Here is a 16,010-nt window from a genome sequence, read left to right as displayed (position 1 = left end):
TGATGCGCCGCTCGCTGTTGGTGACGGTGCCTTCCTTCTCGCCCCAGGTGGTGGCGGGCAGCAGCAGGTCGGCCCAGTCGCAGGTGGCGGCGCTGGCATAGGCTTCCTGCACCACCACGAACTCGGCACGCTCCAGCGCACGGCGCACGGTGGCCTGGTCAGGCATGGACTGGGCCGGGTTGGTGCAGGCGATCCACAAGGCCTTGATGTCGCCGTCGGCGGCGGCCTGGAACATCTCTACCGCGGTTTTGCCGGGGGTGGCCGGCAATTCGATGTCGGTATTCAGGCCCCAGAGAGTCGCCACTTCGGCGCGGTGCACCGGGTTGGCCAGGTCGCGGTGGGCCGACAGCAGGTTGGCCAGGCCACCCACCTCGCGCCCGCCCATGGCATTGGGCTGGCCGGTGAGGGAGAAGGGCCCCGCGCCCGGCAGGCCGATCTGCCCGCAGGCCAGGTGCAGGTTGATGAGGCTGGCGTTCTTGGCGGTGCCGCTGGTGGATTGGTTGAGGCCCTGGCAATAGAGGCTCAGCGTGCGAAGGCGCGTGCTGGCAGATACCAGGCTGGCATCGTCTGGCACACCCGCGAACCAGCGGGCGGCGGTGAACAGGTCGGCCACGGGCACGCCGCAGATCTGGGCCACGGTGTCGGGGGTGTAGGTTTGCACCAGCTCGCGCAGGGCGTCAAAGCCGCTGGTGTGGCGGGCGATGTGGTCCGTGTCCACCCAGCCCTCGGCCAGCAGGATGTGCAGCAGGCCGTGGAAGAACATCACGTCGGTGCCCGGCTGCAGTGGCAGGTACAGGTCGGCCAGGCTGGCGGTGTCGGTGCGGCGCGGGTCGGCCACGATGACTTTCATGCCCGGGCGCTGCGCCTTGGCGTCTTCGATGCGGCGGAACAGCACCGGGTGCGCCCAGGCCGCGTTGCTGCCGACGATGAACAGGCAGTCGGCGTGGTTCACGTCGTCGTAGCAGGCGGGCGGGGCGTCGGCACCCAGGGTGAGCTTGTAGCCGGCCACCGCGCTGCTCATGCACAGGCGTGAGTTGGTGTCGATGTTGTTGGTGCCCAGCAGCCCTTTGGCCAGCTTGTTGAAGACGTAGTAGTCCTCGGTCAGCAACTGGCCGCTGACGTAGAAACCCAGCGCGTCAGGGCCGTGGGTGCGGGCGATGGTGGACAGGCGATCGGCCGCCAGGTCGAGCGCGGCGTTCCAGCCCAGCGGCTGCGGTGTGGCACCGCGCTGCGCTCGCACCAGGGGTTGCAGCAGGCGCACCTGACGGGCAATCGCCGGGTCCGCCGTCAGGTGCAGGGTGGAGCCCTTGGTGCACAGTCGGCCAAAGTTGGCCGGGTGGTCCGGGTCTCCCCGCACGTGGGTGATGCGCTCGCCCACCGATTCGATGATCACCCCACACCCCACCCCGCAATATGGGCAGGTGGACCGGGTTTCGCGGGTGGGGGTGGTCACGGTGTTCTCCTGGGCGGGGCGGTTCGTTAAAAGGGGCTCAGGCGGCTTGGCTGCAGCGCCGCGCCGGGCCAGCAATCGGGCGCGTCTGGTCGGTGGCCTGGGTGGCCAGTTCGTGCGCGTCCAGCCACACTTCGCCCGCTTCCACCTTCACGTTGAAGCGGGGGGTGCAGCCTTCGTCCGGCGCAGCCGCCTGTCCGTCGCACAGGCCGATGGTCCAGTTGTGCAGTGGGCAGGCCACGCTGCGCCCGAAGACGATGCCCTGGCTCAGCGGCCCCCCCTTGTGGGGGCAGCGGTCGAGCAGGGCGAACACCTCGTCCTCGGTGTTGCGGAAGACGGCGACGTCCAGCCCCTGCGCGCGGGCCACGCGGCGCGAGCCCAGCACGGGAATGTCTTCCACGCGGCAGATCAGGGTCCATTCGGGTTGGGGGGTGCTCATGCCGAGGCTCCTTCTTTCACAACGGTCTTGACGGGTTCAAACTGGCGGACATCCACTTCGGCCTTGGCGAATTCGAACCAGGGGTCAGGTTCGCCGTCGAGGGCGGCTTGCAGATCGGCCCACAAGGCTTTGCGGCCTTCGTGGTCGTCCAGAATTTTCTTTTTCACGTAGTCCAGGCCCACGCGGTTGACATAGTGCACGGTGCGTTCCAGGTACCAGCCTTCCAGGCGGTAGAGCTGCATGAAGGCGCCGGTGTACTCCAGCACCTCTTCGGCGGTTTTGAGCTTGGTGAAGAAGTGCGCCACCTCGGTCTTGATGCCGCCGTTGCCCGCGATGTACATCTCCCAGCCGCTGTCCACACCGATGATGCCGACGTCCTTGATGCCGGCCTCGGCGCAGTTGCGCGGGCAGCCGCTGACGGCGTACTTCACCTTGTGCGGGGCGTACATGCGCCACATGGCACGCTCCAGGTCCTTGCCCATCTGGGTGCTGTTCTGCGTGCCCATGCGGCACCATTCGCTGCCGACGCAGGTCTTCACCGTGCGCAGCGCCTTGGCGTAGGCGTGGCCGCTGGGCATGTCCAGGTCTTTCCACACGGCCACCAGGTCTTCCTTCTTCACGCCCAGCAGGTCGATGCGCTGGCCGCCGGTCACCTTGACGGTCGGGATGGCGTATTTGTCCACCACGTCGGCGATGCGGCGCAGTTCGCTGGCCGTGGTTTCGCCGCCCCACATGCGCGGGATCACGCTGTAGGTGCCGTCCTTCTGGATGTTGGCGTGGCTGCGTTCGTTGATGAAGCGGCTTTGCGGGTCGTCCTTGGCCTGTTTGGGCCAGGTGCTGATCAGGTAGTAGTTGATGGCCGGACGGCAGGTGGCGCAGCCATTGGGCGTCTTCCAGCCCAGGGCCTTGAAGGTGTCGGCGATGGTCAGCAGCTTGTCGTTGCGGATCGCATCGCGCACGTCCTGGTGGCTGTGCTCGGTGCAGCCGCAGATGGCCTTCTTCTTCGGCGTGGCGGAGTAGCCGGCGCCCACCGTGGCCATCAGGATCTGCTCGACCAGGCCGGTGCAGGAGCCGCAGCTGGCGCTGGCCTTGGTGTGCTTCTTCACCTCATCCAGCGTGAACAGGCCTTTGTCCTTGATGGCCTTGCAGATGGTGCCCTTGGTCACACCGTTGCAGCCGCAGACCTCGTCGCTGTCGGCCATGGCCGCGGCCTTGTTCTGCCCCGCGTGGCCCGCGTCGCCGATGTTCGATTCCCCGAACATCAGCTTGTCGCGGATGTCGTGCACCTTGCGGCCTTCGCGCAGCAGCTTGAAGTACCAGCCGCCATCCACCGTGTCGCCGTACAGGCAGGCACCCACCAGCTGGTCGTCCTTGATCACCAGCTTCTTGTAGACACCGCCGAAGGGGTCGCTCATCACGATTTCTTCCGTGCCTTCGCCGCCCATGAAATCGCCCGCGCTGAACAGGTCGATGCCGGTGACCTTGAGCTTGGTCGAGGTGAGCGAGCCGGTGTAGCGGCCGATGCCGAATTCGGCCAGGTGGTTGGCCAGCACCTTGCCCTGCTCGAACAGCGGCGCCACCAGGCCGTAGGCGATGCCGCGGTGCGCCGCGCATTCGCCCACGGCGTAGATGCGCGGGTCGGTCACGGTCTGCAGCGTGTCGCTGACGACGATGCCGCGGTTCACGTGCAGGTGCATGCTCTCGGCCAGCGCGGTGTTGGGGCGGATGCCCACGGCCATCACCACCAGGTCGGCGGGCACGGTGCTGCCGTCCTTGAACTGCACCTTAGCCACGCGGCCACTGTCGTTGGCCAGCAGCGCCTGGGTCTGTGCGCCCATGAGGAATTTCATGCCGCGCTGTTCCAGCGACTGTTGCAGCAGTTGGCCCGCCACCTCGTCGAGCTGGCGCTCCATCAGCCAGGGGCCCACGTGCACCACCGTCACCTCCATGCCGCGTTTCATCAGGCCGTTGGCGGCTTCCAGGCCCAGCAAGCCGCCGCCAATCACCACCGCGTGTTTGTGCACCGTGGCCGCATCAATCATGGCCTGGGTGTCTGCAATGTCACGGTAGGCCAGCACGCCCGGCAGGTCCTTGCCGGGGATGGGCAGCATGAAGGGGTTGGAGCCGGTGGCCAGCACCAGCCGGTCGTAGGCCACGCTCTGGGTCTGGCCCTGGGCGTTGCGGGCGTGCACCAGGCGGCGGGTGCGGTCCACCGCGGTCACCGTCCAGCCGGCGTGCAGGGTGATGCCGTGCTCCTGGTACCAGGACCAGTCGTTGAGGACGATCTCCTCCAGCGTCTGCTCGCCGGCCAGCACCGGCGACAGCAGGATGCGGTTGTAGTTGGGGTGCGGCTCGGCGCCGAAGACGGTGATGTCGTACAGGTCCGGGGCGAGCTTGAACAGCTCCTCCAGCGCCCGGACGCCGGCCATGCCGTTGCCCACCATCACCAGTTTCATTTTGCTTTTGGGTTCGACTCGCATGTCCATGGCGCAGCTCCAACTCCACATTCAGGGGTGAGCGACCCCCCGACCGGTGTCCGACCGGCCGTGGTTCGCTGGGGTTTCGGGGGGGGTGACCGGGCTCGGTCAGGCGGCCTTTTCCACGTGCGCCTGGCGCGTGTAAAGGAAGTCGATCACCGCCTTGCGGCAGTGCAGGTAGGCCGGGTCTTCGGCCAGTTCCACCCGGTGGCGCGGGCGTGGCAGGTCCACCGTCAGCACCTCGCCAATGGTGGCGGCGGGGCCGTTGGTCATCATCACGATCTTGTCGGACAGCAGCACCGCTTCGTCCACGTCGTGCGTCACCATCACCACCGTGCTTTGGGTGCGGGCGACGATGTCCAGCAGCTCGTCCTGCAGCTTGGCGCGGGTCAACGCGTCCAGGGCGCCGAAGGGCTCGTCCATCAGCAGCACCTTGGGCTCCATGGCCAGGGCGCGGGCAATGCCCACGCGCTGCTTCATGCCGCCGCTGATTTCGCCTGGGCGCTTCTGCGCCGCGTGCGTCAGCCCCACCAGGGCCAGCGCGGCGTGGGTGCGTTCGGTCAGCTGGGCCTTGCCTTCGGCCTTCTGACCGGTGCTGCGCGCCCCAGAGCCGAACACCCGCTCCACCCCCAGATAGACGTTGTCGAAGCAGGTCAGCCACGGCAGCAGCGAATGGTTCTGGAACACCACCGCGCGCTCCGGGCCGGGGCCGGCGATCTCGCGCCCGGCGCACAGCAGCACCCCCTGGGTCGGGCTGGTCAGACCGGCGATCAGGTTGAGCAAGGTGGACTTGCCGCAGCCCGAGTGCCCGATCAGGGCCACGAACTCGCCTTTGGCGATCGTCAGGTCGATGTCGCGCAGCGCCGGGAACAGGCCCTTTTTCGTCTTGAAGGTCTGGGCCACGCCTTCGATGCGGATGTACTTGCTGTCGCTCATGATTTCACCTCTTCGAACGTGAAGGCCGTGGCCAGTTGGATCAGGGCGTGTTCCAGCAGCAGGCCGACGATGCCGATGACGAAGATCGCCACGATGATGTTGGTGACGTTCAGGTTGTTCCACTCGTCCCAGACCCAGAAGCCGATGCCCACGCCGCCGGTCAGCATCTCGGCCGCCACGATCACCAGCCAGGCCGTGCCCACCGCCAGGCGCACGCCGGTCAGCATGTAGGGCAGCACCGCCGGGAACAGGATCTTGGTGACGATCTTCCACTCGCTCAGGTTGAGCACGCGGGCCACGTTCATGTAGTCCTGCGGCACGCGCTGCACGCCCACCGCGGTGTTGATGACCATCGGCCAGATGGAGCAGATGAAGATGGTCCAGATCGCCGCGGGGTTGGCGCCCTTGAACACCAGCAGGCCGATCGGCAGCCAGGCCAGCGGCGAGACCGGGCGCAGCAGGCTGATGAGCGGGTTGAACATGCGGCTCAGAAAATCGAAGCGGCCGATGGCAAAGCCCGCCGGAATGCCCACCAGCGCGGCCAGGCCGAAGCCCATGGCCACGCGCTGCAGCGACATCAGCACGTTCCAGCCCACGCCCTGGTCGTTCGGGCCGTTGCGGTAGAAGGGGTCGGAAAAAATCGCCACGGCCTGCGTCCAGGTGTCCAGCGGGGTCGGGATGCTGCTGCCGGTGGACACCGACACCAAGTACCACAGGCCCACCAGCAGGGCCAGGCCCAGCACCGGGGGCACCACGGCCCAGGCCAGGGCCGACGCGTCGAAGCCGGCACGCGGCGCGGGCGGCGTGGCGGCCGCCACCACCGGCGCAGCGCCGGCTTGGGGGTGAAGGGCAGAAGGGCTGGACGCCGGCGGCGCCGACTCCAGCGGGGCGTGAAACACGGCGCTGACCATGGTGCAACCCTCCTCAGGCCTTGATCTTGAAACCGTCGGCGTACTGGGCCGGGTTCTTGCCGTCCCAGGTCACACCGTCGATGAACTTGCTGCTGCGCAGCACGTCCTTGGGCACGCCGATGCCCATGGCGCCGGCCACCGACTTGTACAGGTCCACCCGGTTCACCTGTTTGGCGATACCCAGGTAGTCGGGGTGGCTCTTGAGCAAACCCCAGCGCTTGTGCTGGGTCAGGAACCACATGCCGTCGCTCAGGAAGGGGAAGTTCACCAACCCGTCGTTGAAAAACTTCATGTGGTTCGGGTCGTCCCAGGTCTTGCCCAGGCCGTTCTGGTAGCGGCCCAGGATGCGCTGGTTGATCGCGTCTACGCTGGTGTTGATGTAGCTCTTCTGCGCCACCGTTTCGGCCATCTTCAGCTTGTTCTGCAGGCCGGCGTCGATCCAGCGGCTGGCCTCCAGCACCGCCATCATCACCGCGCGGGTGGTGTTGGGGTACTTGCTCACGAATTCGCTGGTGGTGCCCAGCACCTTTTCTGGGTGGTCTTTCCAGATGTCCTGGGTGGTGTTGGCGGTGATGCCGATGCCGTCCATGATCGCGCGGTGGTTCCAGGGCTCGCCCACGCAGAAGCCGTCCATGTTGCCGATGCGCATGTTGGCCACCATTTGCGGCGGTGGCACGGTGATCAGCTTGGCGCCCGACAGCGGGTTGATGCCCGCGGCCGCCAGCCAGTAGTGCATCCACATGGCGTGGGTGCCGGTGGGGAAGGTGCCGGCGAAGGTGTATTCGCGCGGTTTCTGCGCCATCACCTTGGCCAGGCTGGGGCCGTCCACCGCGCCCTGGCCGGCCAGCGCCTTGCTCAGGGTGATGGCCTGGCCGTTGTGGTTCAGGTTCATCAGCACCGCCATGTCCTTCTTGGGGCCGGCGGTGCCCAGGTGCACACCGTAAATCAGGCCGTAGAGCACGTGGGCCAAGTCCAGTTCGCCGTTGACCAGCTTGTCGCGCACGCCGGCCCAACTGGCCTCTTTGGTCGGGATGATCTTGACGCCGTACTTCTGGTCGAAGCCCAGCACCGAGGCCATGACCACGCTGGCACAGTCGGTCAGCGGGATGAAGCCGATCTTGACCTCTTTCTTTTCCGGGGCGTCGGAGCCGGCGGCCCACACGCCGTGGTGCCCCAGGCTGGAGAACAGCGCCGCGCCGGTCAGGGCCGCACCCTGCTGGAGCCAGGCGCGGCGGTTGGGGGTGGCGGGGCGGTCGGTCGGGGGCAGGGCCGTTGCGGCGGTGGAGGGGGTGTGGGGCATGACAACTCCTGGAGCGGGACTTCAAGGCCCGGGCCCACGAAAAACGGCGTCCACCGCACCACTGGGCCAACCAGTGGGCGATGGACGCCGTTGTCCATGTGTCCGGGAAGACGTCGATTCGTGCCGCCGTTGGCTCAAATCGCTGTCAACCCTCTAGCAGAAGCCGTGCCAGGTGAAAGCCAGCGGTCGATTTCCAGAGGTTGCCAGGGCAGAAAAGACCGACGCCCCCGGCGCCTCCGCCGGCGCGATGGGCCGCGGCGGTGCGTGCCGTGCGCGCCGCGGTGCGCCGAGGCACTGAGTCGGTGCGTGGGTGTGTCAGCGGCCGCTTGCCGCCAGCACGTCGCGCATGGCCAGCACCGCCTCGGCCACGTCCACCAGGCGTTTGTTCTGGCTCATCGCCATCTGGCGCATGGCCTTGTGCGCGGCTTCTTCGTTGAGCTGGCGGTGGGCCATCAGCAGGCCTTTGGCGCGCTCGATCACCTTGCGCTCGTTCAGGCTGGCGCGCACGGTGTCCAGCTCGTCGGCCATGGACTGCAGGCGCTGGGCCTGAGCCTGCACCATGTCCAGCACCGAGCGCTCCAGCTGCGAACCCACCGGCTGGGTCGGGGCGGTGCCCGAGGGGCGGGCGTCGTGGAAAAACTGCTCCAGCACCGCCGGGTCGGTGCCGGCGCTGGCCTGCGGGCCGTCCAGCCGGGCCTGCAGCTCCTGCAGGTGTTGCAGTTCCTGGTCGGTGGCGGCCAGTTGTGTGGCGCAGCGCTGCAGCAGCTCCTGCGTCATCTGGTTCTCCACCAGCCGCATCTCGTCCATGCGCTGGCTGCAGCAGTCGAACCAGGGCTGGCTCAGCTGGGTGTTCAGCGGCCCGCCCACGCTGGCGGTGCCCAGCAGGCGGCGCATCCGTTCCAGCTCCACCAGGGCCGAGGCGCGCTGGCACTCGCGCCACAGGCTGCGGGTGTCGTGGCTAGCAAAGTCGCTGAACACCTGCAGGCAGCGTTCCTGCGAGTCGATCAGGTGCAGCAGCCGCTGCTGCGCATCGTGTTCGGTGGCGCCGCTGGCGAACATGGCCGCGCCGGTGGCGCGTTCTTGCCCGGCGAATTCCTTGCCCTGCATGAAATTGAACAGCGCCACCAGCAGGCGTGAAATGGCGGGGTCGCTGGCGGTGTCGGCCGCTTCGCACACCACCGCCAGCAGCCCGGCGATCAGCTGCCCATAGGCCGCCGTGGCGCGCGCAGGCGTCCACTGCAGGGCCGCGATGCCGCTGCGCAGGCCCGGCAGGGCGCCCAGGCCGTGCAGCACGTAGGCGATGCGGCTGAACAGCCGGGCGCCGTTGTCGTGCCGGCCGGCGCCGGTGTCCAGGCCGTCAAAGGCGGCGCGCAACTCCACTGCGGTGGCGTCGCTGGCGCCGGTCTGGCCGCGCAGGGCCTCGCCAAAGCGTTCGCCGCGCGAGCCCAGGAACAGGTTGCTCAGGCCCCGCTCGCGCTGCAGTTCGTGGATCATGCGCGAGGTCACCCGCACCAGCGCGCTGGTCTGCTGCAGTTGCCGCAGGTCCGCCATCTCGCACTGCTTGGCGGCCATCAGGAAGCTCAAACCGGTTTTCATCGGGGCCAGGGGTGGGCGTTCGTGGGCCTGCGGGCACCGGGTGCCGCTCAGGGTTTACCCCGCTATTGTGCACCGCCGTACACTGGCGGCATGTTGATATTGGGAATCGAATCGTCGTGCGACGAAACCGGGGTGGCGCTGGTCGAGGCCGCCGCCGGGCAGGGCGGGGTGCCGCGCCTGCTGGGCCACGCGCTGCACAGCCAGATCGAGATGCACCGGGCCTACGGCGGCGTGGTGCCCGAGCTGGCCAGCCGCGACCACATCCGCCGCGTGCTGCCGCTGACCGAAGCCACCCTGGCGCAGGCCGGGCGCGCGCTGGCCGAGGTCGAGCTGGTGGCCTACACCCGCGGTCCCGGCCTGGCCGGCGCGCTGCTGGTGGGGGCCGGGGTGGCCTGCGCCATGGCCGCGGCGTTGGGGCGGCCCACCCTGGGAGTGCACCACCTGGAAGGCCACCTGTTGTCGCCCTTTCTCAGTGCCGACCCGCCCGAGTTTCCCTTTGTCGCCCTGCTCGTTTCGGGCGGCCACACCCAGCTGATGCGCGTGGACGGCGTGGGCCGCTACGCGCTGTTGGGCGAAACCATCGACGACGCCGCCGGCGAGGCTTTTGACAAATCCGCCAAGCTGCTGGGCCTGGGTTACCCGGGTGGCCCGGCGCTGGCGCGACTGGCCGAACAGGGCCAGGCCGACGCTTTCAAGCTGCCGCGCCCGCTGTTGCACAGCGGCGACCTGGATTTTTCTTTCGCCGGCCTCAAAACGGCGGTGCTGACCCAGGCCAAAAAACTCGGTGCCGACCTGGACACCCGCCGCGCCGACCTGGCGGCTGCCACGCAGGCCGCCATCGTCGAGGTGCTGGTGAAAAAGTCGCTGGCAGCGCTGCAGCAGACCGGCCTGCGCCGGCTGGTGGTGGCCGGCGGCGTGGGTGCCAACCGCCTGCTGCGGGCGCAGCTGGACGCGGCCTGCCAGCGCCGCGGCGTGCGGGTGCATTACCCCGAACTGCACCTGTGCACCGACAACGGCGCCATGATCGCACTGGCCGCCGGCATGCGGGTCCAGGCGGGGCTGGTGCCGGCCGAGGCGCGCTGCTACAGCTTCGACGTGAAACCGCGCTGGCCGCTGGCCGAGCTGTCGGTGGTTTGAGGGCGTTAGGCTGCGCTCTCGTCTCCGGCTATAATCCATGGTTGCTTGTTTTATCGCAGGCAATTCACGCCCGTAGCGGCAAACCCCGATGCCTCTGGCACCGTTGGGCCACCTGCGACGGGATGCATGTCCACATTAGGAAAATTCTCATGATTTCTCAAGCCGCCAAGGCCGAAGTGATTGCCGCCAATGCCCGCGCCGCCAACGACACCGGCAGCCCCGAGGTGCAGGTCGGTATCCTGACCGCCCGCATCAACGAGCTGACCCCCCACTTCAAGACCCACCACAAAGACCACCACGGTCGCCGCGGTCTGCTGAAGATGGTGAGCCGCCGCCGCAAGCTGCTGGACTACCTGAAGTCCAAGGACGCCGACCGCTACCTGGCGCTGATCCAGAAATTGGGCCTGCGCAAGTAATCGGTTTGCCGAAGCACTGAACCCGCCAAACGCCTGGGTAGCTCAGCCGCCCCAGGCGTTTTTTGCTTTTTTCACCGGAGTTGCCGCCGTTCAGAGCGAAGCTGTGTCATTCCAACGGGCTTGTGCCCGTCCGCAGGCCCGCTGGAATGGCATCGTGTTCTGAAGAGGGCGCTCCCCACCCTGGGCGCCGTTGTCTGCGCCCGAACACCCAGGAGCACACCATGACCATGTTCAACAAAGTCACCAAAACCTTCCAGTGGGGCCAACACACGGTCCGCATGGAAACCGGCGAAATCGCCCGCCAGGCCAGCGGCGCCGTGCTGCTCGACATCGAGGGCACCGTGGTCCTGGCCACCGTGGTGGCCAAGCAGGAAGCCAAGGCCGGTCAGGACTTCTTCCCGCTGACCGTCGATTACCTCGAGAAGACCTACGCCGCCGGCAAGATCCCGGGCAGCTTCTTCAAGCGCGAAGGCCGCCCGTCCGAATTCGAGACCCTGACCAGCCGCCTGATCGACCGCCCGATCCGCCCGCTCTTCCCCGAGGGCTTCTTCAACGAAGTGCAGGTGGTCATCCACACCCTGTCGCTGAACCCCGAGGTGGACGCCGACATCGCGGCCATGATCGCCACCAGCGCCGCCCTGTCGGTGTCGGGCATCCCGTTCAACGGCCCCATCGGCGCCGCTCGCGTGGGTTACATCAACGGCGAATACGTGCTGAACCCGGGCCAGACCGAGCGCAAGAACAGCCAGATGGACCTGGTGGTGGCCGGCACCGAGGCCGCCGTGCTCATGGTGGAGTCCGAGGCCCAGCAGTTGAGCGAAGAGATCATGCTGGGCGCCGTGGTGTTTGGCCACGAGCAGGGCAACATCGCCATCGCCGCCATCAACGAACTGGTGCGTGACGCCGGTAAGCCCGAGTGGAACTGGCAGGCCCCGGCCAAAGACGAGGCCCTGATCGCCAAGATCGACGGCCTGGCCAAGGCCAAGCTGGAGGCCGCCTACCAGATCCGCAACAAGCAGGCCCGCACCCAGGCCTGCCGTGCCGCCTACGCCGACGTGATGGCCGCCCTGAAGGCCGAAGGCGTGGCCTTTGACAGCGTGGCCATCGAAGGCCTGCTGTTCGAAATCGAAGCCAAGATCGTGCGCGGCCAGATCCTGGCCGGCGAGCCCCGCATCGACGGCCGCGACACCCGCACCGTGCGCGCCATCGAAATCCGCAATGGCGTGCTGCCGCGCACCCACGGCTCGGCGCTGTTCACCCGCGGTGAAACCCAGGCGCTGGTCGTGGCCACGCTGGGCACCGACCGCGACGCGCAGCGCATCGACGCCCTGAGCGGCGACTTCGAAGACCGCTTCATGCTGCACTACAACATGCCGCCCTTCGCCACCGGCGAAACCGGTCGTGTGGGCTCGCCGAAGCGCCGCGAAATCGGCCACGGTCGCCTGGCCAAGCGCGCCCTCATCGCCGCGCTGCCGAGCAAGGAAGAATTCCCCTACACCCTGCGCGTGGTGTCTGAAATCACCGAATCGAACGGTTCCTCGTCCATGGCCTCCGTCTGCGGCGGCTGCCTGGCGCTGATGGACGCCGGCGTGCCCATGAAGGCCCACGTGGCCGGCATCGCCATGGGCCTGATCAAGGACGGCAACCGCTTTGCGGTGCTGACCGATATCCTAGGCGACGAAGACCACCTGGGCGACATGGACTTCAAGGTGGCCGGCACCACCAACGGCGTGACCGCGCTGCAGATGGACATCAAGATCCAGGGCATCACCAAGGAAATCATGCAGGTCGCGCTGGCCCAGGCCAAGGAAGCGCGCATGCACATCCTGGGCAAGATGCAGGACGCCATGGGCGAAGCCAAGACCGAAGTGAGTAATTTCGCGCCCAAGCTGTTCACCATGAAGATCAACCCCGAGAAGATCCGTGACGTGATCGGCAAGGGCGGCGCCGTCATCCGCGCGCTGACCGAAGAGACCGGCTGCCAGATCAACATCGAGGAAGACGGCACCATCACCATCGCCGCCACCGAGGCCGCCAAGGCCGACGAGGCCAAGCGCCGCATCGAGCAGATCACCGCCGAAGTCGAAATCGGCAAGGTCTACGAAGGCCCGGTCACCAAGATCCTGGACTTCGGCGCCCTGATCAACCTGCTGCCCGGCAAGGACGGTCTGCTGCACATCAGCCAGATCGCGCACCAGCGCGTGGAGAAGGTCACCGACTTCCTCAAGGAAGGCCAGATCGTCAAGGTCAAGGTGCTGGAAACCGACGAAAAGGGCCGCGTCAAGCTGTCCATGAAGGCGCTGCTGGACCGCGACGACGCCGGCGTGCAACAGCAGCAACAGCAGCAGTAAGTCTGGGGTGGCGGGCATGAGCCAGACGATGCGAGCCGTCGAGATCGCCACCTACGGGGCGCCCGAGGTGTTGCGCCTGACCGAGCGCCCGCGCCCCGTGGGCGGCGCCGGGGAACTGCTGATCCGCGTGGCGGCCTCGGGCGTGAACCGCCCGGACGTGTTGCAGCGCACCGGCAACTACCCGGTGCCGCCCGGTGCCTCGGACATCCCGGGGCTGGAGGTGGCGGGCGTGGTCGAGGCGGGTGACGCCGCAGCCCTGGCCGAGGCGGGCCTGCAACTGGGCGACCATGTGTGCGCGCTGGTGGCCGGTGGCGGCTACGCCGAGTATTGTGTCGCCCCGGTGGCGCAATGCCTGCCGGTGCCCGCCGGTTGGACCGATGTGGAGGCCGCGGGCCTGCCCGAGACCTTTTTCACCGTCTGGAGCAATGTGTTCGACCGCGGTCGGCTGCAGCCGGGCGAGACCCTGCTGGTGCAGGGCGGCTCCAGCGGCATCGGCGTGACCGCCATCCAGATGGCCAAGGCCCTGGGGGCCCGCGTCATCGTCACCGTGGGCAGCGACGAGAAGGCCCGGGCCTGCCTGGCCTTGGGCGCCGACCACGCCATCCACTACAAAACCCAGGACTTCGTGCGCGAAGTGGCCGACCTGACCGGCGGCCGAGGCGTGGACGTGGTCCTCGACATGGTGGCCGGGCCTTACGTGGCGCGAGAGCTGGATTGCCTGGCCGAAGACGGCCGCCTCGTGATCATCGCGGTGCAGGGCGGTGTCAACGCCGAGGTGAACGCCGGCCAAGTGCTGCGCCGCCGCCTCACCCTCACCGGCTCCACCCTGCGGCCGCGGCCGGTGGCGTTCAAGGCGGCCATCGCGGCCAGCCTGCGCCAGCACGTCTGGCCTTTGCTGGCCAGCGGTGCGATCCGGCCGGTGGTGTTCCGGGTGTTCCCGGCGGCCCAGGCGGCCGACGCCCACGCCCTGATGGAGTCCAACCAGCACATCGGCAAGCTCCTGCTCGACTGGCGGGCGTGAGCCGGCCGCGTGCAGGCCCGAGACGGGATTGGAGCGCATGAACAAACTCATCGTTGGCAACTGGAAAATGAACGGCGGCCTGGCCGACAACGCCGCCCTGCTGGGCGCGTTGTTGCGGGGCTGGCCCGACCGTGCCGCGGCCGATGTGGCCGTGTGCGCGCCCATGCCTTACCTGGCCCAGCTGCAGCAACTGCTGCAGGGCACGCCGCTGGCGTGGGGTGCCCAGGATGCTTCGGCCCACCCACATGGCGCCTACACCGGCGAAACCAGCGCCGCCATGCTGCGCGACTTCGCCTGCCGCTACGCCCTGGTCGGCCATTCCGAGCGGCGCCGGTACCACGGCGAGTCCGACGACACCGTGGCCACCAAGGCCCAGCGTGTGCTGGCCGCGGGCATCACCCCCATCGTGTGTGTGGGTGAAACCCTGGCCGAACGCGAAGCCGGCCGCACCGAGCTGGTGGTCAAGCGCCAGCTGGCCTCGGTGATCCACACCGTGGGCCACTGCACCAGCGAAATCGTGGTGGCTTACGAGCCGGTTTGGGCGATCGGCACCGGCCAGACGGCCACGCCCGCGCAGGCCCAGGCGGTGCACGCCGTGTTGCGGGCGCAGTTGCAGGCGGCCACCGCCCACGCCGACCGCATCCGCATCCTCTATGGCGGCAGCATGAACCCGGCCAACGCGGCCGAGCTGCTGTGCCAGCCCGACATCGACGGCGGACTCATCGGCGGCGCGTCGTTGAAGTCGGACGAATTTCTCAGCATCATCGCTTCGTGCCCGGTTCACGGCTGAAGCGTCACCCATCTGGAGTAACCCATGAGCGTTCTGATGACCATTCTGCTGGCGGTGCAACTGCTGTCGGCCATTGCCATGATCGGCCTGATCCTGGTGCAACACGGCAAGGGGGCCGACGCCGGTGCCGCTTTCGGCGGCGGCGGTGGGGGCGGCTCGGCCAGCCTGTTCGGCGCCTCGGGCAGCGCCAACTTCCTGTCGCGCAGCACCGCGGCGCTGGCCACCGTGTTCCTGGTGGCCACCCTGTGCCTCGCCTACTTTGGCGGTGCCCAGCCGGCGGCGTCGGGCAGCGTGCTCGAGAAGCTGCCGGCCCCGTCCGCCCCGGTCGATGGCGCCGCCGCCGTGCCAGCGACCCCGGCCACGGGAGCCGCACAGATCCCCGGCCAGTGAGCGTTGCTTGTAAGGAAAATCCCTGATTTTTCAGAGTAGAATCGTGGTCTGTTGAGTGGGTGGTGCGGTTCAGCCAAGCCATCCACTGCAACAGCAAAACAACTTCATGCCGACGTGGTGAAATTGGTAGACACGCTATCTTGAGGGGGTAGTGGCGAAAGCTGTGCGAGTTCGAGTCTCGCCGTCGGCACCAATACAAACGAGGCGCCCCGCGGGCGCCTGCGGGAAAGCCAAATGAACCTAGAGCAATACCTTCCAGTTCTCTTGTTTGTCTTGGTTGGTATCGCTGTTGGGGTACTCCCCCAGGTGTTTGGGTACATACTCGGGCCGAACCGGCCCGACCCCGCCAAAAACTCCCCCTACGAATGCGGCTTCGAGGCCTTCGAAGACGCGCGGATGAAGTTCGACGTGCGTTACTACCTCGTCGCCATCCTGTTCATTCTGTTCGACCTCGAAATCACCTTCCTGGTTCCCTGGGTGGTGGCGTTCACCGACATCGGCTCCTACGGCTTCTGGGTGGGGGTGGTGTTTCTGGTCGATCTGATCGTGGGTTTTGTCTACGCCTGGAAAGTGGGCGCCCTGGATTGGGAATGACGTTCGCGTAACGCGCAGGAGTTCAGATGATCGAAGGCGTCTTCAAAGAAGGCTTCATCACCACCAGTTACGACTCGGTGGTGAACTGGGCCAAAACCGGTTCCTTGTGGCCGATGACGTTCGGCCTCGCGTGTTGCGCGGTGGAAATGATGCACGCGGCCACCGCCCGTTACGACCTGGCCCGCTTCGGCGCCGAGGTGTT

At 67.4% G+C, this 16,010-nt stretch carries 14 protein-coding genes, 1 tRNA gene and 1 pseudogene; 9 read left to right on the top strand and 7 right to left on the bottom strand.

Annotation, left to right across the window (positions count from 1 at the left end; genetic code table 11):
* The 7 genes from HA630_RS16275 to HA630_RS16245 form a co-directional block, all read right to left on the bottom strand.
* A partial coding sequence (locus tag HA630_RS16275) for a molybdopterin-dependent oxidoreductase (protein ID WP_166835308.1) occupies nt 1-1,453 on the bottom strand: 1,453 nt, incomplete at its 3' end.
* Nucleotides 1,454-1,490: 37 nt separating this feature from the next.
* Complete coding sequence (gene nirD, locus HA630_RS16270; RefSeq protein WP_166835310.1) at nt 1,491-1,889, bottom strand: nitrite reductase small subunit NirD; 399 nt, start codon at nt 1,887-1,889, stop codon at nt 1,491-1,493.
* Nucleotides 1,886-4,375, bottom strand: a complete 2,490-nt coding sequence (gene nirB, locus HA630_RS16265) for a nitrite reductase large subunit NirB (protein ID WP_166836000.1) — start codon at nt 4,373-4,375, stop codon at nt 1,886-1,888. Before nirB ends, nirD begins: the two co-directional genes overlap by 4 nt.
* 99 nt (nt 4,376-4,474) lie before the next feature.
* On the bottom strand, nt 4,475-5,302 hold the full coding sequence (locus HA630_RS16260; protein ID WP_166835314.1) for an ABC transporter ATP-binding protein: 828 nt from the start codon (nt 5,300-5,302) through the stop codon (nt 4,475-4,477).
* Nucleotides 5,299-6,213, bottom strand: coding sequence for a nitrate ABC transporter permease (ntrB, locus tag HA630_RS16255; RefSeq protein ID WP_166835316.1), 915 nt, complete (start codon nt 6,211-6,213; stop codon nt 5,299-5,301). Before ntrB ends, HA630_RS16260 begins: the two co-directional genes overlap by 4 nt.
* 13 nt (nt 6,214-6,226) lie before the next feature.
* On the bottom strand, nt 6,227-7,513 hold the full coding sequence (locus HA630_RS16250) for a CmpA/NrtA family ABC transporter substrate-binding protein (RefSeq protein WP_166835318.1): 1,287 nt from the start codon (nt 7,511-7,513) through the stop codon (nt 6,227-6,229).
* 315 nt (nt 7,514-7,828) lie between these two features.
* Nucleotides 7,829-9,109, bottom strand: a complete 1,281-nt coding sequence (locus HA630_RS16245; protein ID WP_166835320.1) for a nitrate regulatory protein — start codon at nt 9,107-9,109, stop codon at nt 7,829-7,831.
* A gap of 90 nt (nt 9,110-9,199) precedes the next feature.
* Here HA630_RS16245 and tsaD point away from each other — a divergent pair, with 90 nt between their 5' ends.
* From tsaD to HA630_RS16200, 9 genes and pseudogenes are all read left to right on the top strand, one after another.
* Nucleotides 9,200-10,246, top strand: coding sequence for a tRNA (adenosine(37)-N6)-threonylcarbamoyltransferase complex transferase subunit TsaD (gene tsaD, locus HA630_RS16240; protein WP_166835322.1), 1,047 nt, complete (start codon nt 9,200-9,202; stop codon nt 10,244-10,246).
* 149 nt (nt 10,247-10,395) lie between these two features.
* Nucleotides 10,396-10,662 carry a 30S ribosomal protein S15 gene (rpsO, locus tag HA630_RS16235; RefSeq protein ID WP_166835324.1) on the top strand — a complete coding sequence of 89 codons (267 nt, stop codon included), beginning with the start codon at nt 10,396-10,398 and terminating at the stop codon, nt 10,660-10,662.
* A gap of 221 nt (nt 10,663-10,883) precedes the next feature.
* Nucleotides 10,884-13,013 (top strand): polyribonucleotide nucleotidyltransferase, encoded by a 2,130-nt coding sequence (gene pnp / locus HA630_RS16230; RefSeq protein ID WP_166835326.1) that lies wholly within the window; start codon nt 10,884-10,886, stop codon nt 13,011-13,013.
* A gap of 28 nt (nt 13,014-13,041) precedes the next feature.
* Complete coding sequence (locus HA630_RS16225) at nt 13,042-14,034, top strand: NAD(P)H-quinone oxidoreductase (RefSeq protein ID WP_166835334.1); 993 nt, start codon at nt 13,042-13,044, stop codon at nt 14,032-14,034.
* A 37-nt stretch (nt 14,035-14,071) separates the two neighbouring features.
* On the top strand, nt 14,072-14,824 hold the full coding sequence (tpiA, locus tag HA630_RS16220; protein WP_166835328.1) for a triose-phosphate isomerase: 753 nt from the start codon (nt 14,072-14,074) through the stop codon (nt 14,822-14,824).
* A 24-nt stretch (nt 14,825-14,848) separates the two neighbouring features.
* Nucleotides 14,849-15,214, top strand: coding sequence for a preprotein translocase subunit SecG (gene secG / locus HA630_RS16215; RefSeq protein WP_166835330.1), 366 nt, complete (start codon nt 14,849-14,851; stop codon nt 15,212-15,214).
* A 108-nt stretch (nt 15,215-15,322) separates the two neighbouring features.
* Nucleotides 15,323-15,407 (top strand) — tRNA-Leu (locus HA630_RS16210).
* 41 nt (nt 15,408-15,448) lie between these two features.
* On the top strand, nt 15,449-15,808 hold the full coding sequence (locus tag HA630_RS16205) for an NADH-quinone oxidoreductase subunit A (RefSeq protein WP_166835332.1): 360 nt from the start codon (nt 15,449-15,451) through the stop codon (nt 15,806-15,808).
* Nucleotides 15,809-15,834: 26 nt separating this feature from the next.
* Nucleotides 15,835-16,010 (top strand): annotated as a pseudogene (locus HA630_RS16200) (NADH-quinone oxidoreductase subunit B); the annotation flags it as partial.

Source organism: Aquabacterium sp. A08, from assembly GCF_011742065.1.
The sequence above is the reverse complement of the archived record's forward strand: the minus strand, read 5'-3'. Positions and strand labels throughout refer to the sequence as shown.